The following is a 24,985-nucleotide window of genomic DNA, read 5'->3' on the forward strand; positions in this document are numbered from 1 at the left end:
GAACGCACTAGGCCGAGATGAACGAGAGGAGCTCGGCGTTGACGATGTTGGCGTGGGTCGTACACAGGCCGTGAGGCAGGAGATCGTAGATCTTCAGGACGCTGTGCTTCAGCAGCTTCGCCGACAGGAGGGCAGAATCCGCAACAGGCACGATCTGATCGCCGCCGCCGTGCACGACGAGCGTGGGGACGGCGATGTTCTTCAAATCCTCGGTGAAATCGGTCGCCGAGAAGGCCTTGATGCAATCGTAGTGCGCCTTGGCGCTTCCCATCATGCCCTGACGCCACCAGTTCCAGATCACGGCCTGGGATGGCGCTGCACCCGGCCGGTTGTAGCCGTAGAAGGGACCACTCGCGAAATCAAAATAGAATTGCGCGCGGTTCGCGGCGAGCTGAGCGCGAAGGTTGTCGAACACTTCGATCGGCAGGCCACCCGGATTGGCCTCCGTTTTCAGCATCAACGGCGGTACGGCACCGATGAGAACCAGCTTGGCCACGCGATCCTTGCCATAGCGTGCAACATAGCGCGTGGCCTCTCCGCCGCCAGTGGAATGTCCGACGTGAATGGCATTGCGAAGATCGAGCTGCTCGACAAGCGCAGCGACATCTGCTGCATAATGATCCATGTCGTGACCATTGCTCACCTGGGTCGAGCGTCCGTGGCCGCGGCGGTCATGGGCGATGACACGATAGCCCTTGCCGAGGAAGAAGAGCATCTGGGTCTCCCAGTCGTCAGAGCTCAGCGGCCACCCGTGGTGGAAAACGATTGGCTGCGCGGTCTTCGGGCCCCAGTCCTTGTAGAAGATCTGCACGCCATCCTTGGTCGTGACAGAGGTCGTGGGATCGCTTCCTTGTGTAGGCGACATAGAATGGTCCCTTTCCTTGCCAATCGCCAAAGACGGGCGAACGGTCAGCGACGTCGCGCAAATGAGCGTGCTCGCCAGCAAGTTTCGACGTGACGTGGCGAGGTCGCTGAAGGGTTTTTTGGAAATCATCTGTTCGTCTCCGTGTGGTCAGATTTCTTTACGGGTTATCTAGGGGATCTCGCGGACCACTGCCCAAGAGCGATTGCGCCGATTGCAGCGCGATTGCTGCTAACGCATGCTGCGCCGCCAATTGGTCGGTGTTTCGCCGGTCAAACGCTTGAATGCCGCAGCGAACGCGGTCTGAGAGCCGTAGCCGAGAGCCTCCGCGACCGCGACGACCGACGTGTCAGTGTCCCGCAGCAGCTCCATGGCCTGCTCGAGCCGCCGCTGGCGCAGCCAGGCATGGGGCGAAAGGCCTGTGCTCTCCTTGAAGGCACGGCAAAAGTGGAAGCGCGAAAGGCCGGCCTCGGAAGCGAGTGCTCCGAGGGAAACGTCGGTATCGCTATCGGAGCGCAAGCGCTCGACGGCGCGGCGCAGGGCATTCGGCGACAGACCGCCCAGAGTTGGCTGGACCGTGATCGACGAGCCAGCATGTGCTGCCAAGAGGCGCGTTGCCAGCAGGTCCATCAATTGCTGCCTGAACAATGCGTCCAGCGTCGCGTGTCCTTCCAGAACATCCACTGCACTCATCAGCAACCGGGATGTAACGGGATCCGAGTGCACTGTCCGCTCCAGAAGATCGCCGGGCGCGGTCACGTCGGCTTCGTCGGCAACGCGCGAGAGTGTTGCGTGCGGAAGATAGAGCTGAAGGACGTGCATCGGCCGGTGAATATCCCACCGAGAGGTCGAACCAGCCGGAATGAGCGTCACGACGCCGGGACGAGCCGTTCCGATCGCAACTGATCGCCCGGTGCGCCGCTCGAGCCGTTGTACGCCGGTCGGGTAGGTCATGATGACGTGATCGACCATCGGCTTGACGATGTCGTGTACGGGCTCGTGCTTCCAGTATGCGATCGTGCCGCTGGACGGTTCCAAAGCAACGCGAAAGGGCTTGGTCCTGAGCACGCGTGCCATCTCTTCATTGGCGGGGCGCCGCTCACTGACCGGCGAGTCACTCCTATGCGATTGCGTCGCGCCGGGCGCATTGTCCAGGGGGGCCAAGATGGGCTTGCTCATGAACTTCCGCTCGCATTGGGGAAGTGCGCTCATTCCGCGCGTCTGCGGATGCATCGCTTCCCGTGTGCTGCGATCATGGCGGCGAGCGCTGTACGAGGGTATCGTGCAGCGGGTCTGGTCGCGCTGATTCAGCGAATAGATCGACCTATACCTCGGTATAGTTCGGGAGAGATGCTCCCCATCACGGGCGCAATTTCTTGCAAAAGTAGGCGCACTTAGCGAACGAGCGCGACAACGCTGGAATCGGGACCGGCAGTCACCGGCACGGGAAGCGTGAAGCGAAAATGTGCGCCGCCATTCGGGCGATTCGCGCCCCAAATGCTGCCGCCGTGGGCACTGATGATCGAATGACAGATCGCGAGGCCGATGCCAATTCCGGCATCCTTGGTGCTGAAGAAGCTGTCGAAGATGCGCGTGAGGTTTGCGTCGGCGATGCCAGGCCCGTTGTCGAAGATGGAAAGGCCGACCGAGCCGGCTTCGTCGATCGAAGTTTGAACGTCAATCCGGCGAATCGGCTGACCGGATTGCACAATGGCCTGGACGCTGTTGACGAGCAGGTTGATGATCACCTGTTGCAACTGAATGCGATCGCCCAGCACCTGGGGAAGCCCGGACGCGAAGGTCGTCGACAAGGCAATTGATTTTGAATCAATGTCGTGGCGAATGAATAACAGCGCTTCTCTTGCGACCTCATTGATATCCATGAGGCGCTTCTCTGGCTCATGCTTCGCCGCCATACCCCGGATGCGATTAATGATCTCACTCGCGCGCCGCGCGTTCGTCACGATTCGGGACGTGAGCTGGGTGACCTTTTCGATGTTTTGATCAGCGCGCGCCAGCCACCTCAAGCTTGTCTCGCCATTGGTCACGATGGCTGCAAGCGGCTGGTTGATTTCATGTGCGATCGAAGTTGCCAACTCTCCGAGAGTTGCGATGCGGCCCGCATGCGCGAAATCAGCTTGAAGCTTCCGAAGTTGCCGCTCTGCGTTCAAGCGCTCACTGATGTCCTGGATTGTGATTAAGGTGTTGTCGAGTTGCTCGGGAGGCACAGGATATGTGACCGTGAACAGGACATCGATGAGCGAACCGTCGAATGCACGGATTCTGGTCTCTTCTATGAGATTGCGTCGACCTTCAAAGTGAGCCACCATGACCCGCTCGGCGAGCCCCGGGGCGGCAGCAAACAGGTATCGAACGGGCTTGATCAGGTCGGCGAGAGTATGAGCTCGAAACAGTGAAACTGCATCGTGATTGACGTCCGTCACACGAACAACGTCCTTGGCGTGCTCGACAAGATCAGGGTTTGTCGCCAGATAGGAAGCAATATCGCGAACGCCTTTCGCCTTCAGATCGTCGAAGACCTCACCCGCGCGTCGGGAATCGACTTGCCAGAGAGCGGTCGGTAAGTACTGAATGAGCTTGCGATACCGATCCTCGCTCGCCTGTAGCTCCCAGGACGTGCGGTCGTCATCGATCGCGCCGTTGATCGTCACGAGCACGGTGCCCGGCGGCTTCGGGTCGGCAGAATGCCAGGCCCTGATGATGGGGTTGCGTATCGCGCCGCTCAGGACCATTCTGCGGGTCTCGAGGCGCGAGCGGTCTGTGGCAACATTTTCGATTAGTCCGGCCAGGATTGAGCGGCTTTCAGCCGGCCAGAATGTACCGACCGGTTGACTGATCATCTGCTCGTGCCCAGCATGTGCGCCGAACATGCGAACCGCGCGATCATTGACAGCCAGAATTCGAGTTGCGGTAAGCAGTCCGTTGACCCAGTCCGGATGCTGATCAAGATTGATAGCGGCTCCGCGGCGCCTGTGCTCCGCGATTGCATCAAGCAGGGGCCGGGCCGGCGAGGCATCAAGCTCCCAAGCAGCGGCCAGAGATCCCTGCAACTCGGCATCCATGCGCAGGTATGCTGCTTCGGTGAGTGGTCCCGCGTTTCGGCCAAACTCAACGATGTCAAGCACGGCGCCGGTTGCGTCTCGCCGCACCACTTGCCGCACGGCGGCCGCAACCTCGACTCCGGTCAGGCTACGCCGAAAGACGATACCCTCCCATCGACCTTCGCGGAGCAGTATGTCGATGTGATCGATACCGGATTGACCGCGCGAGCCGACCTCCGCCATGTGTCGACCGACCATCGCCATGGAAGGCCAGCCATACAGGACTTCCGATGCGGCATTCCAGTACTGGATGACACCGTGCAGGTTGCTGACGATGATGCTTTCGGACACAAGGTCAGCCAGTTCCGTGCCAGAGGCAAGGAGGTTCGGCTGGCCGCCTTGCGATACCTGTCGGACGAGATTAGTCATCTGACGGCGGACCCCGTCGCTCGTTGCGTCGCGAGCGGCCTGCGCAGTTCATTGCGTTCTGCAAGAGATGAAAGAGGACCTCATCATTGACCGGCTTCGTCAGGCAGGCATAGGCACCGCCCCTCAGTGCGCGAGCCTCTGTCGCCGGACTTGTGTCCGCGGTGATAAAAATGACCGGCATTGACGAGCCCAGCTGTCGCAATCGCTCCTGTAGTTCGAGCCCGCTCCGGCCGGGCATGCTCACATCGGTAATCAAGCAATCGAAGCGGCCCGGCACAAATTCGGCCATGAAGGCCTCCGCCCGATCAAACGAGCGACACGCAACGCTCAACACCAGGAGGAGATCGCAAAGAGCCTCTCGTACAGCTTGGTCGTCATCTACGATGGCAACTAGGGGCGTGTTGGACAAACAGATGTCTTTCGCTGGCATGGCCCGACGACCATCTGCCCATTGTTGATTGAGTTGTACCTATTCCTTGGTGTAGGCTGGGCTACCTACTTTCCCTCGAAGTTCCGCAGGAAGTGCTTCCCAAATCCGGATCAAGTCTCCGACGGACGTTGCTTGCAGCTTTCTTGTCGCGTTGCCGCGATGCAGCTTCACAGTAATCTCGCTTATGCCGAGATCAAAGGCGATCTGCTTATTGAGGCGGCCCCTTGCTACCTCACCCAGGACTTCACGTTCGCGCGGTGTCAGCGTTGCGAAGCGGGCAGCGTGTTGCGTGATGCGTCTGGCCGCAGCTCTTTGCGAGACATCCTTCTCGATCGCCGCCGCGACAGCGTCGAGGAGCGTCTGGTCTCTGACTGGCTTCGTCAGGAAGTCGACGGCTCCCGCCTTCATTGCCTGGACGGTCATGGCGATATCGCCATGACCCGTGAGGAAAATGATCGGTCTCGTGTTGCCGTTCAATGCCAGACGCTGTTGCAGATCCAGCCCGCTTGCTCCGGGCATGCGAACATCGAGAATCAGGCAGCCGGGCCGCTCCGGAAGATCGGCACGCAACAATTCCTGCGTCGAGCCAAAGCAGCACGCGTCGATGCCGACCGACAGCAAAAGCTCCCGAAGCGCCGACCGGATCTCCTCGTCGTCGTCCACGATCAAAACAAGTGGGCGGTCTGCACTGTTGGAATTGAGAGTCATAGGTAAGCGCGTTACGTGCGATGAAGGCTGCGAGCCCGTGGATTCGGTTGCCCTAAGCAAGTGCGTGGCCTCCCGATCTCTTCTGTCCCGCGGTCTTTCGCTGCTTCTTCGCAGATGCCCGTAAGGTCCATGTCACGACACGGCCGCCACGGTCACTTGGCTTCTACGGCGTGTTTCTAGGGCTCGCAGGGCGCCCGCGTCTTTCCCAAAACCGTCATTTCTTGCCCCATTCCGTGCCAAACGAGGACCATGCGACCGCGAGTCGCGGAATCACGTGTGCTTGCGAATAATGGCGACCTGCGCTCCGGATTCCACCCCAGTTCCTGGCGGCAGTTGATTGAGTCGACCTGCATTGAAATTGCTTCCGGATCCGTCGCGACTTTCGCGACGATTTGCCCTCACGAAAAGTTGCGCATCGCCGGGTGGCCGTGGACAGCCGCTTGCCTATTTCCGATAATGCACCGCAAAATTCGCAGGGCAATCAGCGCCTGCGGTCTAACCTTCCGGATCAACTCAAATGGCACAGGCCGGCGTCTACGGATTGAGGCTCGGACGACCCCTACAGGCGAAGAACGCACCTTCGCTGATTGCACGTACGCTGCGCAGTGCCGAGCTGGCGGTGACCGAAACCCGAAACGACGATCCGGTGCCGAGCCTTTCCGGTTCGCTGCCCTCCGAGGACGCTTACCTCGTCAGCCTTAAATTTCGTGATTACCCGGACTGCGAGTGCTGGGAGCGGGGCCGATGTGTCATCAAGACGAATGTCCACGGCGGCGCGACCTATCTCTACGATCTGAAGCGCGATCCGCGCTACGTCATCGACAAGCCGTTTCACTCCCTCTTTTTCTATCTTCCACGCTCCGCTCTTAACGACATTGCGAGGCAGGCCGGCGCACCGCGCATTGGCGAGCTCGCCTATGAGCCGGGTATAGGCCACGACGACACAGTCATCCGTAACCTCGGTGCATCGCTATTGGACGCTCTCCGTCGATCGGACGAGACCAACCAGCTTTTCGTCGACCACATGTTGCACGCACTTACTGCGCACGTCGCTCAGACCTATGGTGGACTTCGACCTAACGCCAAGCCGATCCGCGGTGGTCTTGCTCCGTGGCAGTTAGACCGTGCTTGCGATAGGCTCGAGGCCGATCTCGCTGGAAAGATTCCATTACGGCGGATCGCGGCCGAGTTCGGTCTTTCAGTCGATCATTTTTCGCGAGCATTTCGAATCTCCACGGGTCTGCCGCCGCATCGATGGCTGCTTCGCCAGCGAGTGAAGACGGCCCAACAGCTGATGACCGTCCGCGATCTGCCGCTATCCGAGGTGGCGAAATCGGCTGGGTTTGCCAATCAGAGCCACTTTACCAAGGTTTTTTCGACCATAGTTGGCGTCAGCCCGGGAGCCTGGCGGCGAGAAGTGCGGGGCTCGTCGGACAGCGAGACCTGATCCTGATTACTTTATTGCGGCGCATGCCACGCAGCGTCAAACCGACACTCGTATGCCGATCGCCCAAGCCGCAACATTCGTGCCCTGTTTTCCTGACCATCGCGAGCGACATGCGCGTTCTACGTAAGCAGTGGTGAAGCGACATTTCCTAAAACCGGCATGTTTTATCTGATCCTGCTGCGCGCGCAGCATCGATACCGACAAGAGCGCGCGTCCAGACGGGCAGCTTTTGCCGGATAGCATTTGCCGCTGGGCAGCGCGTGAAGTCCGTGACGTGCAATATGTCGTTGAGAACGCAAGTGATCGAAATTGGCATATCTATTGCTGGCAGCCCGAATGTTTGAAATGACAGTGGAGTCTCAGCGTGGGTATCGGAAGCATAGCCGGCGGAAACGCCGTGAGCTGGCCTTCTTCGGTCCGCCAAACCAATTCCGTTTCGGCAGCCGGTTCAAAAGGCGAAGGTTCGAAGCTCGCACTCGGCATGAGCGCCGATGCGCCTTACGACGAGATTAAGGTCAATCTACCAAATGGCATGTCCGTCGGAGTCTACAGCTTCGGCGGAACAGGACTCGATAGCGAGACCCTCAAAACGATCGAGAATTTCGTACAGAGATTGGCGAGCCAGGATATCCCCGGACAGCAGGCATCGGCCACGGATGAGCCAAGCGCAAGTTCAGGCGGCGATGAGGCATCAGACATCGCTGGGTTGGACAAAATCCACGTGGATCTTCCGAACGGGATTTCGTTCGAGGTGCGACACTCCTCCGCCGGTCAAACGACAGACAATGCCGCTGTCATGAAGGAGCTCACAGATGCCGCGGAGGAACTGGCGGAGGTCTTTGCAAGATATTCGCCGGCTTCGACCGCGGCCTCTGCCTATGCAACCAACCAGGCAGCGTCACTTGGCCGCGTAAATCAAGTCGACACGCGGACTTGAGAACGACTTGTTGATGCCCGCTTCGTGCTCCTCCCCGAGCACAGCGGGCTTTACGTGAACGGATCCTCGCGTGCTAACGGGCGTTGGAGATTATCAAACGCCCGTCGGCCCAAGGCCGAAAACTGCTATTTATCTGCCGAGAGCCGTTCGCGCCCATGCGCCGCGCCAAAATCACGCAGAGGGCCCGCAGGGACGATACCCGTGGGATTGATGGAGCGATGGCTCTGATAGTAGTGACGCTTGATGTGCTCAAAGTTCACGGTCGATGCGATTCCTGGCCATTGATAAACGTCACGGACGTACGCGGAGAGGTTTGAATAGTCGGCAACAGATCGAATGTTGCACTTGAAATGGCCGAAATAGACGGCATCGAACCTGATCAGCGTTGTGAAGAGCCGGATGTCCGCCTCGGTCAGACGATCGCCGAAAAGGAAGCGGCTATCCGCCAGACGCTCTTCGAGCCAATCCAGTGTCTCGAACAGCGGACCGACAGCATCATCGTAGGCAGCTTGTGTGGTAGCAAATCCGGCCTTGTAGACACCGTTGTTGAGCGTGTCGTAGACCCGGGTATTCACAGCATCGATTTCGTCTCGAAGCTGCACCGGATAGAAGTCGCCCGATCTTGCACCGAGATGATCGAACGCAGAATTCATCATGCGAACGATTTCGGAAGATTCGTTGCTTACGATAGTGCCTTGTTGCTTGTCCCACAGCACTGGCACGGTGGCCCTGCCCGAATAGTGGCTGTTGGCCATCGTGTAGATCTGATGCAGAAATTCCGCTCCGTTGACATGGTCCGGTATCACCCCCGGGCCTTTCGCGAAACTCCAGCCGCGTTCGGCCATTAGCCAATGCGCAATGGATACGGAGATCTTGTCTTCAAGACCCTTGAGCACTCGCATGATCAGCGTTCGATGAGCCCAGGGACAAGCAAGACTGACGTAGAGGTGATACCGACCCGCTTGGGCCCTGAACCCGCCAACACCGCTCGGACCGGGACTTCCGTCCGCGGTGATCCAGTTGCGGAAAGCTGCGTCCTTGCGAACGAAGAAGCCGCCGGTCGCGCCGGTGTTATGCCAGGTGTCACGCCATTCACCTTCCACCAACAGTCCCATACCGTCCTCCAGGAGTTATCATCTCGCGGGGTCATCTCTGGTAAGAACGAGAGACAAGTGTTTATGGCTGGCACCGGTGGGTTTGTCGAGAATGCCAATCGGCGGTACTTGAATTGCGCCCATGTCACGTATTCTAATCACTAAAAGAGGTTCCGATCGGGAGCCCGTTCTAGCGCCAAAGACAAGCCCAAATTCTAGTGCTTCTTGAAGCGCTCGATGCGCTCGCCGGGCGGATGACCAGGCCAATTTATTACGCCATTTTGCATCGCCGGCGAGGCAAAAAGCCGTTCAGCGTATTCGGGCACCCTCGGGCAGTCCTTCCACATCCAATTGTAACCAAGAAAGAGAAGCCGGAAGAGACTTACACCCCAGAAGATATCAGCCAGGGTAAATCCATCGGGCATCAACCACTCGTTTTTGCTTTCCAATCTTCGATCCAGCTGCACGATAGTGCTGTGCGTTGCCTCGATAATCCTCCGCATATTGGCCGGCTGCGATATGAATTCACGCCCCGCTTCTTCCTTTATAATCTTCTGCCTGTAAGCCTCGCGAAGAAGGGAGTCCGCCGGCAGGCCCTCTAAACGCTTGCGCACCAGTTCGATCTTCTTGTTATGAGCATCCCGCATTCCCGCACGGATCTCTTCAGGCCGATCGTCGCCGTCTGGATTCGCGCCATAGAACAACCCAGCATGTGGCAATGTGTCGACGATTGCTATTTCATTCCAGATCCTGTTTTGCCACTGCAACGGAACCAACGCACCTCCACTCAACATGTCGAGATAGGCCGCAATCAGGCGCGAATCCGCGACAACCTCTCCCTTTTCATGATCGACAAGCGTAGGTACCGCCAGTGGATCGAAGCCCTCGTTCTCAACACTTGAGCTTCCGGAATATCCCTTCACGAATGGGCGGCTACGCGCGATGGCAGACGCCATGCGGAGCTTCACATATTCCGCCGAATAGTTTTCACTGAACGGCGGCATAATGATTAGCTCGCTGCTGGCGAATGGAGCCCCGATCTGGAATAACGCCCCGCGAATCTTCTGAGAGCAGATCGACATAGTGAAATGAAAAAGTTCGAGCCTCGGGATGGGCGACTGGTCGCCTTTCGGCTTCGGATGCACACTGCCACTTGAAACTATGCACCTCCGCTCAGGATCTCCGATTGCGGAAGTCCGCGCTTGCTCCGCCAACGCGTCGACAGACGTTCTGAAATTGATGGTCATAGCGCTTCCTAAAAGTTGGGTCTGACACTCCCGCTACGGTCAGACTAGTCGCAGACTGCGCGACTTGAAGCCGACATTTTTAGAACCAAGCGTCCAAGCTATCGGACGATGCTTCCACCGGCGATGCAAGGCAGGATCTCGCGACCATCGTTCCAATTCATGGAACGATGTGTCCGATAACGCCCGGCTTCCCGCCCTGCCCGTGCTGCATTTACTTCCAAGACGGTCATCAGCTGCCGCATTGACGTCGTCGGCGGCTGACTCCTCAAAACTCTGGAGCTAAGAAATGACTTGTCTCTTGGTAATTGAAGCGAGTCCACGCTTTGAACATTCGACTTCCCGCGTCTTGACCGCTCAGTTTGTCGAGAAATGGTGCCGCCTACATCCGAATGCTTCCGTCATTAGGCGCGACCTTGCGCGATCCAACTTACAATTCGTTGACCTTCCGTGGATCGGGGCCGCCTTTACACCGCCTGACCAACATTCGCCGGAAACCGCTGCAGCGTTGAAGACTTCAAACGCCTTGATCGAAGAACTCAAGGCTGCCGACCACATCGTCATCGGCACGCCGATGTACAATTTTTCCATACCGGCACTCCTCAAAGCTTACATCGATCAGATCGTGCGCATCGGCGTTACGGTCTCAACCACCTATGAAGGCATGTTGAAGGGCAAACAGGCGACCGTGATCCTTGCGACTGGCGGCGACTTTTCTCCTGGAGCCCCATTCGCCTCAGCCAACGTGGCGAGCTCGTATCTCAAACAGATTCTCGGGTTTGTCGGCATTACCGATGTGAACATCGTTCTCGCCGCCAAGACTCTCACTATCGATCAAGGCGAGACGACCCTTGCGGATTTTGCCAAACGGTTCGATGCCGAAATCTCTGCAGCCGCAGCATGGCAGAGGACGGACCGTTTGGAGTCTCTTACCGTCGCTTGATGGCACTCTTTGAGTAGTAGATTAATCGCTGAGGATGCTGGCCGTGCCAGCATCCTGCAACCCAAAACACCTTCCAAGACATCGCGCTGGAGCAACACTCAGATGGGCCGGAAGAGATACGTGCCCTCCTGTTCAAAACTATGGACGATGTGTTCAGGTGCGGGCGTCTTTCCAATGAGCGCAAAACACCACGAACATTGATTGGAGGATTGGACGTTTTGGACAATCCGTCGGCGGCGTTCGATCGACAGACTCGGCGGCTGCTTGCGACGCATGTTCGCGTATCAAGCTCGCCAGGCCAACATTTGCCTGGCGACGTTCGATTCCGGACCAGTAACGAAACTCTTACAGAATGGGAGCACCAACGCGATGAACGTCCAGATCACCGACAAAGACAGATTTGAACAGACACCGTATAGCATGTGGCTGCAGACAGAGATTCTGCACACGCTGCAAAGGACGGTGAGCGATCATCCAGGCGAGTACTCGTTCATCGTCAACTGTCAGGTAATGGAGCTTTATTGGGCTCTCATTGTCCGAGAACTTCAGGCCGCTCAGAGCAGTCTGAGACAGAATGACCTTGCGAAGGCTCAGCAAGCCTTGCGCCGAGTGGTCGATGCACATGAACCACTCAATGCCACGTGGCGTTCTCTATCGTGGCTGACCCCGTCCGACCTGCTTCCGATGCTGGGCGCGGCTGGAGCGACATTAGGGCGCGACACTGCTCTCCAAGGTTGGACCTACCGCCATATGGTCTATCTGTTCGGAATCAAACAAGCGGAACATCTGGAGCACTTTAAGCCGCAGCCGCGCAGATGGCAGCAACTGAATGAAGCCCTTAACGCTCCGAGCGTCTACGACGACGTGCTGGCATTCCTGCATCGTGAAAAGCTTCCCATTCCTCGAGCTCAGTTTGAGCGTGATTTCGCTCAGCCGTACAAGCCGAGCCCCGAGGTCGAGCGTGCTTGGCAAATTGGGTACGATGAGCGACCTGAGATCAAGAACTTGGGTGAGACACTTGCCGATATTGCCGAGGAGTTCACGACCTGGAAATATCGCCACCTAATGCTGACCCGACGTACCCTGGGATCTCGTAAGGCCTACTTCGGCGTCTCCGGAATTGAGTGGCTGACGCCGACTCTCGAAGAGATTCCATTCCCGGAACTCTTTTCGGCCAGGACGTTCATCGGCAACCCCCCAGCGGGCTGCCCCGTGGGCAAAGCCAAGGAGTGAGCTTTCAAGATCGCCACAGTTTGGGGGGAAGCAACCGTGACGGCCGCTTCCCTCCAACCCGCGCGGATCCGCGTTCCTGCAATGGCAGAACCGATAGCAGGCACGGAGTGAGCGAATGCTCATTCTGGTACGCCAAATCAAGGCCGCGCGTTGTCTTGTGGGATGGCAGCAGCTTCAATTGGCCATTGCAGCCGGCGTCGGCATCGTAACCATCCGCCGGATTGAAAGAATGATGGGTGCTATCAACCCCCAAGTTCGAGACGGTCGAAAAGATCCGCCGGGAGCTCGAAGGGGCTGGCGTTGAGTTTATCGGAGAGCCGAAGCCCGGCATGTGCGTTCGACCTCAGTAGTTGGCATCGATTATTTCGCCGCGCAGAGACATCGATCGTCCGCCAGCGGTGAGCCGGGTCTAACTAATTGCATTGTTGCGGCTGAGCTCAAAGACCAGCCTCTGGAACTGCACCGCGGCATTGATGACATCGCGATCCCTTCCTCTACGGCCCACGATCTGCAGGCCCGCCGGCAGGACGCCGGCACTTCGCGGCAACGGTAGAGTCACGGCAGGATATCCAACAAGGTTGAAAGGTGCCGTGTAAGTCATGAGCGCTTTGCGGACGTCACCGCGCCACGCTCCAATCCGAACATCGTCCGCTCCTATCAGGGGTGCGGTACAGGGGCACGTAGGCAAAATGAGAAGCTCAATTTCCTCAAAAAGGGAGGCAATCTTCGACGAAAATCTGCGCCTTGCCTCCTGAGCTCTCACGAAATCGTCGATGCTGAGCATGCGCGCCCGATCAAGTCTGGCAACCGTCTCTCTACCGTAGCTTTCGCCAATAATTTCTGAGGAACTCCGCGAGAAATGTACCATACCCGCCTCAGCCAGCACCAGGTTAGCAAAAATCGAATAGGCCTCGTCGAGGCGTATCTTGACGTCGACGATGTTATGATCACGACGCAACCTTTCAACGATTGCTGAAAGATCATTCGAAATGGCCGTGTCCACTGGAACGTCGCTTGGCATTTCAAGTATGCCAATCGTTCGCTTCACCTTGGCGTCGCGCCAGGAATCATCCTGCAATACGTTCATGCCTAGTGCGCGAGCTAGGATGATGAGATCTTCGGTCTTTCGGCAAATGAGGCCTACATGATCGAGCGTGGGAGCAAGTGGAAACACTCCCTCGGTCGAGAGAACGCCGTACGTCGGTTTTAGCCCCACTACCCCGCACAGTGCGGCTGGGATTCGAACCGATCCTCCGGTGTCCGTGCCGATGGCAGCCGGGACGGCCCCGTAAGCAACTGCAGCGGCCGATCCCCCGCTCGATCCTCCTGGAATTCGCCTTGGATCGGTTGGATTGAGCGTATTACCAAACGCGTCGCTTGATGTGGTGACGCCCCAGGCAAATTCGTGTGTGGTCGTCTTACCAAGAATGATCGCGCCAGCATTCCGCAGATGGCGGACCACTCTCGCGTCGGCTCTCGGCACGTTGCCGATGTAAGCGGCCGATCCATAGCGGGTCTCGATACCGGCGGTATCGATGATGTCCTTTACGGCGATCGGGATACCCTCAAGATCTCTTGCCAACCCTGTTGCGTATCGCCGGTCGCTCTCGCTTGCGAGGGCTATTGCGTTTTCATCTATGGCTGCAAATGCATTCAACTCAGATGCGCAACGCTTTGCGTTTTCGAGAGCCGTTTTTACGAGCTGACGAGACGTTGTTACGCCCGCTTTGATCGCAGCGAGCATCTCGGCGATGGATGGCGATGTCATCCTCGCTCACCACAGGCTTCTTAGCAGGGCATCCAGCTTTCGATCGGCGTCTTCTCCAAGATCGGCGACTTCGCTCTGATAATTCGCTCGCAGGAGATCAGCGATCTCCGGAAGCGCCGATAGCCCCATCTCAAATGATCGCAGCCGACTTGGTAGCCCGAGGTGCGCCACAAGACTCTCTATTCTGGTGGCGAGTGCCGGCCCTGGATTAGGTTCTCCTGGCGAATTGAACACCCGAAGCTTATTGCCATACCGCGCTTCACAATTTCGGATGACGGGCCCGAGCGTTATGCATGACGTGACGCTATGCGGAAATCCGAACGTCCCACCCAAGATATGTCCGATTCGATGACTGAGCCCGTAGATGACGGATGCCGGATAGAAATAGCATTGCCACGCGGCCAGCTGCAGCTGAAGCAAAGCGTCGAGATGAACCGCTCCTCGTTGAACGGCCTCGCCGGTTTCCAGATCGGTTGGCCACTGCTCCAATACGTCAAAAAACCTGCATGCGCCTGCCGCGGCCATGATAGCGTGCGGGTGGTCGACGTCGACTAGTCGCATGCCTTCGATGGCATGATCCAGCCCCTTGACGGCAGACGACAAGAGCAACGCCCGGGGTGTGTTGATGAGCAAGCTGGGATCCATCAGCACAATCTTCGGAACTGTGTCGCGCTCGGCGTAGCTTCTCTTGAATGGTCGCGCCCCTGACGTTTCCGTGACACCGAAATAGTGAGAGAACTCGGATCCGGAGAGAGTGGTCGGCAGAGCGACTATCGGAAGATGGCGCCCCTGACGAAGAGAATGAAAATGAGAAACGGCCTTGGCGGCATCCAAAACCGAGCCGCCTCCATAGGCGATGATCGAGCGGGCGCCCGCTATGATGCACCGGTCAAGCGCACTTTCGATCGCTGTATCGGGCGCATGAGGCGGAAAATCGGAGATGATACCAGAGACGTCGTGAAGATGCGGAAGAATGAGCCGATCGGTTGAGCGCAGCAGCGGCTCAACCGTAAAAATCATCGGCCGCTCTAGGCCGTCGTCAGCCAGCTCCCGAAGGGCCGCATCGACGATTCCCAGCCCCCACCGCAGGGTTTCCTGCGGTAAGCACCGCAGGATCCCCCCGCTGATTACACGTTCGGAGCGAGGCGGGGCTGACTTCAGCACTGTGCCGGCTCCTTCAATTCTGAGGAAGCGGTACAGGAGCTGGGCGCAATGCCATATTTCGCTCTATCTCAATGCGGCGATCTTCCAAATCCGGCGCTAGGCAGAGCTTGGTCCCGAGTTCTTCAACGGGCTCATCGATCGTCAGCTGAGTTGGCGTAGAAAGGGCACAAATGTGCCCATCCGGATCCCGGAAGTAGAACAATTTGTTGTAGAGGCAGTCATAAACGTCCGACACCTTCACGTCAGCCCGTTTTAGGCGTTCCTGCTCATGAGCAAGGGCCGCGTCGTTCTCCACTTCCAAGGAAAAGTGATGCGATAATCCTGTGCCCAAATGTCCGGCGGAATACCCAGGCAGCCCAAAGAAGGTCAAGACCGAGCCAGGCGAGAGGTCTTCGTCGCATGCGTAGTAATAGTGCGTACCTCCGCGCTCATCCAAATAGTCGGTCTTTTTGATCAATCGAAGCCCGACGGTCTCGACGAAGAACTTTTCGGTCCGCTCGGCGTTCGACGAGATCGACGTGATGTGGTGGAAACCGCGTAGCGCAAAGTCATCCGTGATTGACGGGACGGCACGGGGCCAAGTTTCGGCCGCCGTTAGAACCTCGTCGCGACCGCCAATAAGGTTCTCCTTCGGCTGAGACCGGAACCCAGACCCGAGAACCGCTTCATCGTGCCCGAACCCAGGTTCTGTGGTCGCGATTTCGATGATCGCGCCATCGGGATCACGGAGGTAGATCGCGTGAAAGTAGTTACGGTTGTAGGGCCCCGTAACGTGGACACCCATGTCGGTGAGTCTCCGCTTCCATTTCAAGAGGCCGTTTCTTGTTGGAACGTGGAGAGCCAGATGATGGTTCGTACCGGCCCCCCAACGCCCCTTTGGGTCTCCAACCCGCGGCGACGTAACCCCAGCGACGGCCGTTTTTGGATCCACGAATCCAGTTTGCGGCATCATGTAGAAGATCGGATTCCACTCGATGTAGCTGATCGTGTGACCGCGCTTCTGCTCGCCCTTGAACGCCTGAAATCCAAAAGTAATGACCGGCAGTCGCGGATCCAAATGATGGACGGTCCGCTTTACGACTGGCAGGCCTAGAAGCGTTGAATAGAAGTGCTCAATCCTGCCGAGATTTGCGGCCACGAATACCTGGTTGTTGACGCCGCCGATAGTCATCTTGTTCATCTTAAACCCTCGCGATCACAGGCCGCTGAAGCGGCGTCTCTACCCATCGCGAAGGATGGCAGCGCTATTGAGGGAGATGAAGATACTCAGCGAAGGACGTAGCGTTCAATTTGTTGGACGTAGCGGCAAACCCTCAGGTCGATCGCTTGCTCGACGCTTTGGCGTGCATGTCTTCCGCCGGCGCAGGCTCGAATGCGGTCACGCGCGGTATCTCCGACGCTAAGAAATCGACCAAGGCCCTTACCGCAGGAAGAAGGCCCCGCTTATATGGGATAAGGGCCGAGACTCGCGCATCTGCCGCAATCCAGCGCGGCAATATCTGCTTTAGCTTTCCCGCCGCAATTTCGTCTCGGCAAATGTATCCCGGCAATGCGGCAATGCCCAGGTTGGCACATGCTGATTCCTTTAGCGCAACGAGATTGTTGCTCTGAAAGCGAGGGGCCGTCTGCACGATGCACCTGCGGCCGTTCGGTCCAGTCAGCACCAGGTTCGATGAACTCGTCCTTGCAATTGAGATTGTATCGTGCTGAGCAATTTCCTCAGGAGTCGCTGGAGCACCTCTAGCGTCCAAATATCCGGGTCCGGCGAACAAGTACCACGGTGCGCGTGCGATGGCCCGCTGGACCAGGGATGAATTCTGCAACGGGGCGGTATGGCCCCGCAAAGCAAGGTCGAACCCGTCGGCGACGATATCGACGAGGGCATCCGTAGTGATCTCCACGATCTGAACTTTCGGATACTTCTTGAGAAATATCGGTATCAGGTCCTTCAATGCGAACTGAGCGATTTCGACGGCCGTCGTCATTCTGATGACGCCGCTGGGCTCGGTTGCCCTCTGGCGCACCGCCTCCTCCGCGACCTCGGCTGTCTGCAGCAATGTCTGAGCGTAATGATAGAACTGCGTCCCTACTTCGGTCATACCGAAACGGCGCGACGTTCTGTTGAGTAACGTCACGCCCAAAGCGCCCTCGAGTTCTCTTATCCGATGGCTCAAGGTGGATTTCGGCAAGCCCAACGATCTACTCGCAGAGGTAAAGCCCCCTCTGTCAACAACCTGGACAAAATAGAAGACATCCTTGAGATCAAGCATGACGCAAGATGATTGATGTTACCTCAGGCTGACAAAGCTGCGGCTCGCACTTTTAGATACGCAAAACGATTTAGGCTATTCTAGACACCCGCCATTCTGACCTCAACAGGCACACCCCTTGCTTGTCTCTCGACACCAGTGGCTCGTATTCTGTCTCGAACTCGAGGCCCATCGGAGCAAGCCATTCGCCGGAGTAAGCCATGTTTCGTCTTTACGATAGCCTGCTATCTGGAAACTGCTGGAAGGTCCGAATTCTGCTTTCTCAGCTGAACCTTGAGTACGAGAGAATTACTCTGGACTTGGTCCGAGGCGATACTCAACAACCGGATTTCGAAAAAATTAGCCGGTTCTCGAGAGTCCCGACATTGGTGTTGGAGGATGGTCGCCCCATCGTGGAGTCCGGCGCCATATTGATGCATTTGGCAGAAGGAACGCGTTTTCTTCCGGGCGACCGGCATGCGCGCACGGAGGTGCTCAGCTGGCTGTTTTTCGAACAAGCCGATCTTCAAAAGGCCATCGCATATCCACGTGTTTACAATCTTCGCGGCCAAGCACCCCAGATGGCAGGCGAAATCGCCTACCGGCAAAAGGACGGATACAGCGCTTTACAAAAACTCGAGAACTGGATTGGAAATCGAGACTGGCTAGTTGGTAATGGCTACACGATAGCCGACACTGCAGTTTTCGCCTACGTGTCCCTGGCTGATCGACCGATGGCTGGGTACCGCTTATCGAAGGAACGGCCCCTTCAAGATAATCCGTACCCAGCACAGGGAAGTCTAGACGTCGAGGAACGTTGCGAACTTCTCCGGCCCGAACTTATCAAGCGCCATGTTGTTCTCGGGAAGGCCGTTGTCCGCGTAGCCAATGCACATGCCGCACACGACCATATCGCTTTCAGGAATGCCAAGCTCCTTGCGCAGCACTTGATATTGCAACGACCAAATCTGTTGAGGAAGCGTGTCAAGCCCTCGGCCCTGAGCCGCCAACATTACCGTTTGGAGGAAGGCGCCGTAGCAGATGAAGCTTGCGGGGACCAGTTTCCGGTCCATCGTGAAAATAAGACCGACAGGCGCGCCAAAGAACATAAACTGTCTCGCTACATCGCGGCGGCGGCTTTCCTTGTCGCTTCTTTCTACCCCCTGCGCGTCGCCTAGTTGACCACGAAACTTGGTGAAGACCGACAAATGGGGCTCGTGAAGTGGTTCCGGAAAAAATGGATATTCCGGAGTCAGTTTGTCGTGGTTGTCATTGAAATTTTTCACCGCGGCAGCAACTACGCGCTCCCGGGCTTTCCCGGTCAATACGTAGCATTTCCACGGTTGAGTGTTGCTCGAGCTCGGGGCGAACCTGGCGATCGAGAGGATATCTCTGACGACTTCGATCGGAACAGGTTTGTTTGTGAAGCCACGCTTTGCCCGACGAGCTCTGATGAGGTCATCAATGTCGAAAGAACACTCATCCCCCTTCGGAGCTTGCCGTAGAAATTCTGCCGTCATTGCATCCCCCGTGTCCTTTGAACGAAGACCGAATGGCCGTCTACGCTCATCTTCGGAGCTCAATAGCCGTTTAGGGAAGTAGTCCATCTTCGGACTTATCGTTCAAATAGTCTGAACGATGCAGGGCGCCGCGACATCAGTTGCAGCAGAGTGGCAGCCGGCCGACGCCCGGCCTTAGCACATTGCTACAGCGGAGCCGGCTGGCCAAGTCGTGGACAAATGTCGTCGGCGGATGACGCAGCGCCGTCAAGTCGACGTCCCGTTTCGTCTTGCAGCGCGAGCATTCGATCTCGAGTGAGGCGAAGCCCCCGTTGATGGCCTGGTCGACCATCGGTGATGGGTCAATGGGCCCGCCATCTGCCCACATGCGCTCGTTCCACGATTCGCAGAGCAGCTTGTCGGCCTGACGAATGAGAGCTTCGCCTTTGGCCCGGGCTTCGGCGGCCTGTCCTGCGAGGATCGTCGTCATCGCGCGTGCCCGGCCGAGCTCCTTGGTGAGCGCCTTGCGGTCTCCTCCGGAGAGGGGCGTCGGGTGATGTTTTGGTGCCATGGCAGCATCCAGTTCCGGACGCGCGGGCGACTACTCGAACGCAGGCCAACAGCCGTCTTCCTCATGGCGGCCGGTGCGCTGGGTGCAGGTATTGTCCAACAGCCGCTGCCCGACATCCTTCCAGAGCGCGTCCGGACCGTAGAGACGAGCGGCATCTGCCTTCTGGATCTCGACGACCCTGGCGCAGCGGCGGCAGCCCACCCTCAGAATATGTTGAGGAATTTGGCTCAGCCGCAGCGTCCCAGGGGACGGGCTTGCCGGCTTGGCATCGGCGTGGGGGTCAGCGAGAAGGGCCTCCCAGTATTCCTGCGGCAGATCATCGTCCGGAGCCAATCCTCGCTCCCGAGGCACGTTGTTGCGGACGAGAGCTGCCATCTTATCCATTTGCTTGGGTGTCGGCATGCGCCAGCTCGCGGGTCGATTGGACATAATCAATTAGAACATAACAAGAACAACAGAGTCGAGTCCGATCCGAAAAATTGGGGCCGTATGGCGGGCGGGCGCTGTCGGAACCATGGTCTGCCGTTCGTCTTGAATCCAGGCCGTCTCGAACCGGAGTTCTGCGTACATGGCCCCCCGTGCCAACTGGAAAGGCTTCCTGCGTCTGTCCCTGGTGACCTGTCCGGTCGGGCTCTATCCGGCCACCTCCGAGAGCGAGAAGATCTCGTTCAACCAGCTCAACCGCCAGACCGGCCACCGCATCAAGTATATGAAGGTCGACGCCGACACCGGTGACGAGGTGCCGAACGAGGACATCGTCAAGGGCTACGAGCTCGACAAAGGCCAGTACATCGAGGTCACCAAAGATGAGCTCGAGGAAATCGCTCTCGAGTCCACACGCACCATCGAGATCGACGAATTCGTCGACAAGTCCGGCATCGATCCGCGCTACCTGATCCGCCCCTACTACCTGCGCCCGGACGGAAAGGTGGGTCACGACGCTTTCGCGGTGATCCGCGAAACCATCCGCGAGATGGATAAGGTCGCAATCGGCCGGGTGGTGCTGACCAACCGCGAGCACATCATCGCGCTCGAACCGCTCGACAAGGGTCTTGTCGGCACGCTGCTCCGCTATCCCTACGAGGTGCGCAGCGAACAGGAATATTTCGACGAGATCCAGGACGTCAAAGTGACGAAGGACATGCTCGATCTCGCCAGGCACATCGTGAACCAGAAGGCGGGACGCTTCGATCCCGAGAAATTCGAGGACCACTACGAATCCGCGCTGATCGAGCTGATCAACCAGAAGCGCGCGGGCAAGCCAATTACGCCGAAAGAACGGCCCGCATCGACCAACGTGGTCGACCTGATGGAGGCGTTGCGCCGATCCGTCGGCAAGGAGGCAGCGCCGGCGAAGGCCGCAAAGCCAGCCAAGAAACCGCGCAAGGCGTCGAGCGGGCAGAAAGAGATGCTGATGCCGATTGAAGGCAAGAAGCCGAAGGAGACGGCGGCGAAGAAGCCGGCGGCCAAGCCGCAGCGGAAGTCAGCCTGAGGTCGGGATAGGAGGACCGCATGGATATGAAAGAAGCTTCCGCGATGACCGAAGCCTCTGGCCTGGTCGATGATCAGGACGCCATCGGCGCACCGCAGCCGCGCGGCCAGACGGAGTCCGCCGAGACGCGAAGGTCGCTGCGCCAGCCCTCAAACGAGGCGGCGCTGCGCTGGGCCGAGCGGCTGCGCAGGGTGACGGTGCAGGCCCCATTATCATCGCTGTTCGTCGCGTTCCTACTCGGTACCTGGGTCGCGCGCCGGCGCTAGGAGAATCCGCTGGGCTGCCGACAACCATGGCGAGGAAGCTCAAGACATTTCAGACGTCGCTGGGCTTCTACGATCTCGCAATCGCGGCGCCGTCGATGAAGGCTGCGCTCCAGGCCTGGGGAGCTGGCAGCAATCTCTTTCATCAGGGTGCCGCCAAGGAGACGGAAGACCCCGACGTGGTCGCCGCAACGATGTCGAAGCCAGGCGTGGTGCTCAAGCGCCCGGCGGGATCGAACGGTCGCTTCGCCAAACACTCCGAAGCCCCGTCCGACCTGGGATCCGGCGAGAATCGCGGTCGGCGCGCAAGAGTTCGGACAAAGCCCGCAAAGCGAGTCGCTCCCAAAATCAGCGAACGAGAAGCCCGAAAGGTCGTGGCCGATTTCGAGAAGGAGCAGAAACGCCGCGAAGCCGAGCGCCGGCGAGAAGAGGCCGCGCGAGAAAGGGATCGCGAGCGGCGAGAGAGGGCGAAGGCCAAAGCGCAAGCTGCGCTAGACAAGGCCCAGCGCGAGCATGCGAACAGGGCCGCGGCCATCCAGGCCGAGATTGGGGCTCTCGAGAAACGTTCGCGAGTTGAGGAAGACCGGTGGGAAAAGGAAAGAGCGACTGCAAGCCATGCTGCGGCGTGCGCGCGAGTAGGCCAGCTTGTTGCCATCGCGGCCGCCGGCACGCCTTCGAGTCCCGCAACTTGAGTAGGGCAGCGAACAGCGTGCGGGCATACCCTGGAGGCGAGGTCGTGGCGTGGGCTGAGGGCAGCAGGCGCGCTCTTCCGATAGGTGTTTGCCGTGTCGGCGAACAGTGTGCTACTCGGAGATACATCCAAATAACACGGCAACATGTCCGAAACCCAGAATCCTTTCGAACCGAGCATCTCGGAGAGCACGGTAGATGAAGTCCTTGCGACCATGCGTGATCCGCAGGAGGTCGCCCGCGACAAGTGGCCGCGAATTGCCGATCTGTTCCGCCAGCTAGTTCTCGTTGTGCATACAGAACATCGACTTTCGTCGATGAATACGCGCACCAAGCTGGACAAAACATTACGGCCGCTCTTGCGAGACGTTTCTTCGCTTCGGCGAAGAATCGGCGACGACGAGTTGTACTGGATGAACAAACTTTTAAGCGTTGCTGCCCTTGACCTCTACGTCAAATCGACACAATCGACAAACCCGGATGAGCCCAATCGCTACGTCGCACCGCATGACATCTTGGAACACACGGTAGCTCCGCTCAGCGATTTTGAAAGATTGCTGAACCACCTGTGTGACATGATAGAGCAGTTCGATCGTGTCGACCCGGGTGAGTATTACACCTGGATCGGAAGTGCAGGTTCAAAGAGAGAGGTGTACATTCGTGACGAGGTCGTTCCACACTTCCGAAAAGGTGGCGGCATCGGCCCAGATACGATCGCTGTCCGACGAATCGCTGGAATCTACGAATACGCCTTTGATAGGCGATTCAACGTAAATTCAATTGATGATACACTTGGTTACCTGAAGCGTCGCGACGACCGTGACGCAAGAGGCGTCAAGGCCAATCTTCCTCGCTACTCTGGCCCGGGCATCGAATTTTCATGCGCAGTGATTAAGGCGCTACAGCTGGATGGCTTCTTCTCCGCATACGGGCAAGACAAGTCGACACTCGAAAAGAAGCAGAGAGAAGATCAGCACGGACCTCCGGACTGGAAAAGAGCGTCGGCGCTGATGGAGCGACAGATATCGGAGGTCCAACTCATCAATCGGATTGGGGACATATGGAGGAACGATTCCAAACGCAGCAAGAAGCTTACGCCAAAGACGTGAACTGCCTGGCCAAGGTCTGCTCGCTTGCGGCGTTCAGCAGCTGGCGAGTTTTCAAGGTCACATCAATGATGTCCTCGTGGTCGATAATTGCGTCGTCGAACCAATGCCGCGCCAGTTCATCGCACAACGCGACCCACGTTGGACCGAGCCTTGCGGCATCTCGGTCGAGGCGATCTGTCAATTTACGCAAGTCAGCCTCCAAGCCGAGAAACGCCGGCTCGTATATCGCGGCTCTTGCCAGAAGCTGGCGCAGCCCGGCTCGCAAGCGATAGATCGCATCATCAGCTGTCATCCCGCTCAAGCAATCCATGGCTTGCGCTGATTTGAACTCATCGTTCAACAGCTCCTGCCAATATCGCAAGATCTGCACGCCCCAGCTAAACCCGAAGAGCACTTTCGCCTGCTCCAACGTCGACGCAGATGCTTCCGCGACTTCTTGACAGAGCTTCAGCACCGAGCCAGGAAGACCGCGCGCGCTCTTGACGATCAATTCGATGACAGCGTTTTCAACCTGATTCGACGCGAGCCAACGCTGAGCCAGTACTCGCACATCGTCTTCAGGCAGGGGACGAACTCTGAGAACAGCACTTCGGGATCGAGCTGCCGCCTCGACCCTCCGCTCGTCTTCAGCCAGCAAGATGAAGCTCGTCGCCTCTGCGCCGCGCTCCAAAGTCTTCAGCGCTGCGTTGATCGCTTCGGACGAATGATCGGCTTTCGTGATTAAAACGACGCGGCGATCGGTTATGGGAACATAGCGAAGATTACGAATTACTTGATTGACATGAGACAGGCCTTCATCGTGAGAAACGTCGAGTTCAAAGTACCCGAAATTTCCTCCTCCCTTGAACGTCGTGCATGATGGACAGCTACCGCACGGCCGCAGTTCCGCACGATCTCCTTCACAGAGCAGCGCTTTGGCATAAAGACGTCCGATCGTCCTTTTCCCACTACCATCGGGGCCTGCGAGCAACAAAGGACGATCGTGCCGCCCGCTCTGAAATCGATCCCGCAACTCCTGAAGGATGTGCTTTTGTCCCATCACGTCCGAAAGAGATGCAAGCTCCGTATTCGGGCTCTCCCGATCTACAAACGGCGAGTTCGATGCACCCTTAGGTCGGTGGCTTTGCGCGCCGGCGGCCGTTCGACGGAGCTTCTCGATCCACGGGTATGCTGGTCGACAGGACGTTTCACGCGAAATGGAACGGAGTAGTTCCTTCCTGGGATCGGGTCGTTCGGTATCGTCAATGACGGATATTGCGCGAAAGGCTTCTCGGATACGTGTCCAACAGCTATCGAGAGGGTCGGCTGCGAGGTCCTGCAGTCGTCGCTTAAAGTCACGGCAAAAATGATCGAACTCGACGAGAAACGCCATTTGAGCTGGGTCGGTTTGATTTGACGTGCAAGCAAGGGACCATGATAGCAGCAACGCACTCCAAAGCAGTGACACTTCTCTTCCAATGATTGCCGATCTCAAGACGCTCTTGCGTCCGGCCGAACCGGGGCCGCCACAACAGCTGATCTCTCGCACTCGGACCGACGCCTTTAGAAGCTTTTCGACAAGCTCCGCATCTTTCGCCTCCCTCTCTTTTCTTATCGCCAGAGCCATGAGCAGCTGCGAAAGCGCGAACGCCTCGTCCAAAGCGAGGAAGCGCTGCAAAGAGTTCATCAGGTACGAGCGGCCGGCAAATGCGAAGCTACCACTCCCAACATCCTGTTCACTTGAACCGGGATTAGAATATTGCACGACCGCATGATCAAATTCTTGCATGACTTCGGGCAGTCCGGCATGCC

At 57.8% G+C, this 24,985-nt stretch carries 23 protein-coding genes and 2 pseudogenes; 10 read left to right on the forward strand and 15 right to left on the reverse strand.

The genetic code is table 11. From position 1 onward, the window contains the following. Positions 1-7: 7 nt before the first annotated feature. The 5 genes from ACVINW_RS10620 to ACVINW_RS10640 all read right to left on the reverse strand — a co-directional run bounded on the left by ACVINW_RS10620 (position 8) and on the right by ACVINW_RS10640 (position 5,491). Complete coding sequence (locus ACVINW_RS10620; protein WP_456756363.1) at positions 8-865, reverse strand: alpha/beta fold hydrolase; 858 nt, start codon at positions 863-865, stop codon at positions 8-10. A 228-nt stretch (positions 866-1,093) separates the two neighbouring features. Then, positions 1,094-2,041: a helix-turn-helix transcriptional regulator gene (locus tag ACVINW_RS10625; RefSeq protein WP_456751247.1), complete on the reverse strand. Its 948-nt coding sequence runs from the start codon at positions 2,039-2,041 to the stop codon at positions 1,094-1,096. A 215-nt stretch (positions 2,042-2,256) separates the two neighbouring features. Next, positions 2,257-4,353 carry an ATP-binding protein gene (locus ACVINW_RS10630; protein WP_456751248.1) on the reverse strand — a complete coding sequence of 699 codons (2,097 nt, stop codon included), beginning with the start codon at positions 4,351-4,353 and terminating at the stop codon, positions 2,257-2,259. Beyond that, positions 4,346-4,783: a response regulator transcription factor gene (locus ACVINW_RS10635; protein WP_456751249.1), complete on the reverse strand. Its 438-nt coding sequence runs from the start codon at positions 4,781-4,783 to the stop codon at positions 4,346-4,348. Before ACVINW_RS10635 ends, ACVINW_RS10630 begins: the two co-directional genes overlap by 8 nt. Positions 4,784-4,822: 39 nt before the next feature. Then, a complete protein-coding gene (locus tag ACVINW_RS10640; protein ID WP_456751250.1) occupies positions 4,823-5,491 on the reverse strand; it encodes a response regulator transcription factor in 669 nt (222 codons plus the stop codon). 517 nt (positions 5,492-6,008) lie between these two features. Between ACVINW_RS10640 and ACVINW_RS10645 the strand changes: the two genes are divergently transcribed. After that, a complete protein-coding gene (locus tag ACVINW_RS10645) occupies positions 6,009-6,938 on the forward strand; it encodes a helix-turn-helix domain-containing protein (RefSeq protein ID WP_456751251.1) in 930 nt (309 codons plus the stop codon). Positions 6,939-7,335: 397 nt separating this feature from the next. Further along, positions 7,336-7,875: a hypothetical protein gene (locus ACVINW_RS10650; protein ID WP_456751252.1), complete on the forward strand. Its 540-nt coding sequence runs from the start codon at positions 7,336-7,338 to the stop codon at positions 7,873-7,875. 125 nt (positions 7,876-8,000) lie between these two features. Here the strand turns inward: ACVINW_RS10650 and ACVINW_RS10655 are convergent, their stop codons facing one another. Together ACVINW_RS10655 and ACVINW_RS10660 are read right to left on the reverse strand one after the other, a co-directional pair. Continuing rightward, the gene (locus tag ACVINW_RS10655) at positions 8,001-8,990 is read right to left on the reverse strand and encodes a glutathione S-transferase family protein (protein WP_456751253.1); all 990 of its coding nucleotides are present in this window, start codon (positions 8,988-8,990) and stop codon (positions 8,001-8,003) included. Positions 8,991-9,184: 194 nt separating this feature from the next. Further along, positions 9,185-10,216 (reverse strand): glutathione S-transferase family protein, encoded by a 1,032-nt coding sequence (locus tag ACVINW_RS10660; RefSeq protein ID WP_456751254.1) that lies wholly within the window; start codon positions 10,214-10,216, stop codon positions 9,185-9,187. A gap of 286 nt (positions 10,217-10,502) precedes the next feature. On the opposite strand from ACVINW_RS10660, the gene ACVINW_RS10665 reads away from it, so the two are divergent. From ACVINW_RS10665 to ACVINW_RS10675, 3 genes are all read left to right on the forward strand, one after another. Beyond that, positions 10,503-11,156, forward strand: coding sequence for an FMN-dependent NADH-azoreductase (locus tag ACVINW_RS10665; protein WP_456751255.1), 654 nt, complete (start codon positions 10,503-10,505; stop codon positions 11,154-11,156). Between the two features lie 369 nt (positions 11,157-11,525). Beyond that, complete coding sequence (locus ACVINW_RS10670; RefSeq protein WP_456751256.1) at positions 11,526-12,389, forward strand: tryptophan 2,3-dioxygenase; 864 nt, start codon at positions 11,526-11,528, stop codon at positions 12,387-12,389. Positions 12,390-12,504: 115 nt separating this feature from the next. Beyond that, entirely contained in the window at positions 12,505-12,693 is a 189-nt protein-coding gene (locus tag ACVINW_RS10675) for a helix-turn-helix domain-containing protein (RefSeq protein WP_456751257.1), read from the forward strand. A 105-nt stretch (positions 12,694-12,798) separates the two neighbouring features. Here the strand turns inward: ACVINW_RS10675 and ACVINW_RS10680 are convergent, their stop codons facing one another. From ACVINW_RS10680 to ACVINW_RS10695, 4 genes are all read right to left on the reverse strand, one after another. Beyond that, positions 12,799-14,157, reverse strand: a complete 1,359-nt coding sequence (locus tag ACVINW_RS10680; protein ID WP_456751258.1) for an amidase — start codon at positions 14,155-14,157, stop codon at positions 12,799-12,801. A 6-nt stretch (positions 14,158-14,163) separates the two neighbouring features. Further along, a complete protein-coding gene (locus ACVINW_RS10685) occupies positions 14,164-15,321 on the reverse strand; it encodes an iron-containing alcohol dehydrogenase (RefSeq protein ID WP_456751259.1) in 1,158 nt (385 codons plus the stop codon). Between the two features lie 13 nt (positions 15,322-15,334). Beyond that, positions 15,335-16,501 carry a VOC family protein gene (locus ACVINW_RS10690; RefSeq protein ID WP_456751260.1) on the reverse strand — a complete coding sequence of 389 codons (1,167 nt, stop codon included), beginning with the start codon at positions 16,499-16,501 and terminating at the stop codon, positions 15,335-15,337. Between the two features lie 133 nt (positions 16,502-16,634). Next, positions 16,635-17,591 (reverse strand): LysR substrate-binding domain-containing protein, encoded by a 957-nt coding sequence (locus ACVINW_RS10695; RefSeq protein ID WP_456751261.1) that lies wholly within the window; start codon positions 17,589-17,591, stop codon positions 16,635-16,637. A 200-nt stretch (positions 17,592-17,791) separates the two neighbouring features. Here ACVINW_RS10695 and ACVINW_RS10700 point away from each other — a divergent pair. Next, a pseudogene (locus tag ACVINW_RS10700) lies at positions 17,792-18,277 on the forward strand (glutathione S-transferase family protein); the annotation flags it as partial. Positions 18,278-18,370: 93 nt separating this feature from the next. Here ACVINW_RS10700 and ACVINW_RS10705 read toward each other — a convergent pair. The 3 genes and pseudogenes from ACVINW_RS10705 to ACVINW_RS10715 all read right to left on the reverse strand — a co-directional run bounded on the left by ACVINW_RS10705 (position 18,371) and on the right by ACVINW_RS10715 (position 20,069). Then, positions 18,371-19,090, reverse strand: coding sequence for a nitroreductase (locus tag ACVINW_RS10705; RefSeq protein ID WP_456751262.1), 720 nt, complete (start codon positions 19,088-19,090; stop codon positions 18,371-18,373). 95 nt (positions 19,091-19,185) lie between these two features. Then, a pseudogene (locus ACVINW_RS10710) lies at positions 19,186-19,640 on the reverse strand (hypothetical protein). Positions 19,641-19,670: 30 nt separating this feature from the next. Further along, positions 19,671-20,069, reverse strand: a complete 399-nt coding sequence (locus tag ACVINW_RS10715) for a hypothetical protein (protein ID WP_456751263.1) — start codon at positions 20,067-20,069, stop codon at positions 19,671-19,673. Between the two features lie 139 nt (positions 20,070-20,208). Here ACVINW_RS10715 and ku point away from each other — a divergent pair, with 139 nt between their 5' ends. The 4 genes from ku to ACVINW_RS10735 all read left to right on the forward strand — a co-directional run bounded on the left by ku (position 20,209) and on the right by ACVINW_RS10735 (position 23,194). After that, entirely contained in the window at positions 20,209-21,132 is a 924-nt protein-coding gene (gene ku, locus ACVINW_RS10720; protein ID WP_456751264.1) for a non-homologous end joining protein Ku, read from the forward strand. 20 nt (positions 21,133-21,152) lie between these two features. After that, the gene (locus ACVINW_RS10725) at positions 21,153-21,398 is read left to right on the forward strand and encodes a hypothetical protein (RefSeq protein WP_456751265.1); all 246 of its coding nucleotides are present in this window, start codon (positions 21,153-21,155) and stop codon (positions 21,396-21,398) included. A gap of 26 nt (positions 21,399-21,424) precedes the next feature. Further along, the gene (locus tag ACVINW_RS10730) at positions 21,425-22,087 is read left to right on the forward strand and encodes a cell envelope biogenesis protein TolA (protein WP_456751266.1); all 663 of its coding nucleotides are present in this window, start codon (positions 21,425-21,427) and stop codon (positions 22,085-22,087) included. A 144-nt stretch (positions 22,088-22,231) separates the two neighbouring features. Next, positions 22,232-23,194: a hypothetical protein gene (locus ACVINW_RS10735; protein ID WP_456751267.1), complete on the forward strand. Its 963-nt coding sequence runs from the start codon at positions 22,232-22,234 to the stop codon at positions 23,192-23,194. On the opposite strand, the gene ACVINW_RS10740 is transcribed toward ACVINW_RS10735, so the two are convergent. Next, positions 23,178-24,962, reverse strand: a complete 1,785-nt coding sequence (locus ACVINW_RS10740) for a hypothetical protein (RefSeq protein WP_456751268.1) — start codon at positions 24,960-24,962, stop codon at positions 23,178-23,180. The two genes, ACVINW_RS10735 and ACVINW_RS10740, sit on opposite strands and share 17 nt — an antisense overlap. Positions 24,963-24,985: the final 23 nt, after the last annotated feature.

Source organism: Bradyrhizobium sp. USDA 4461 (assembly GCF_054055655.1).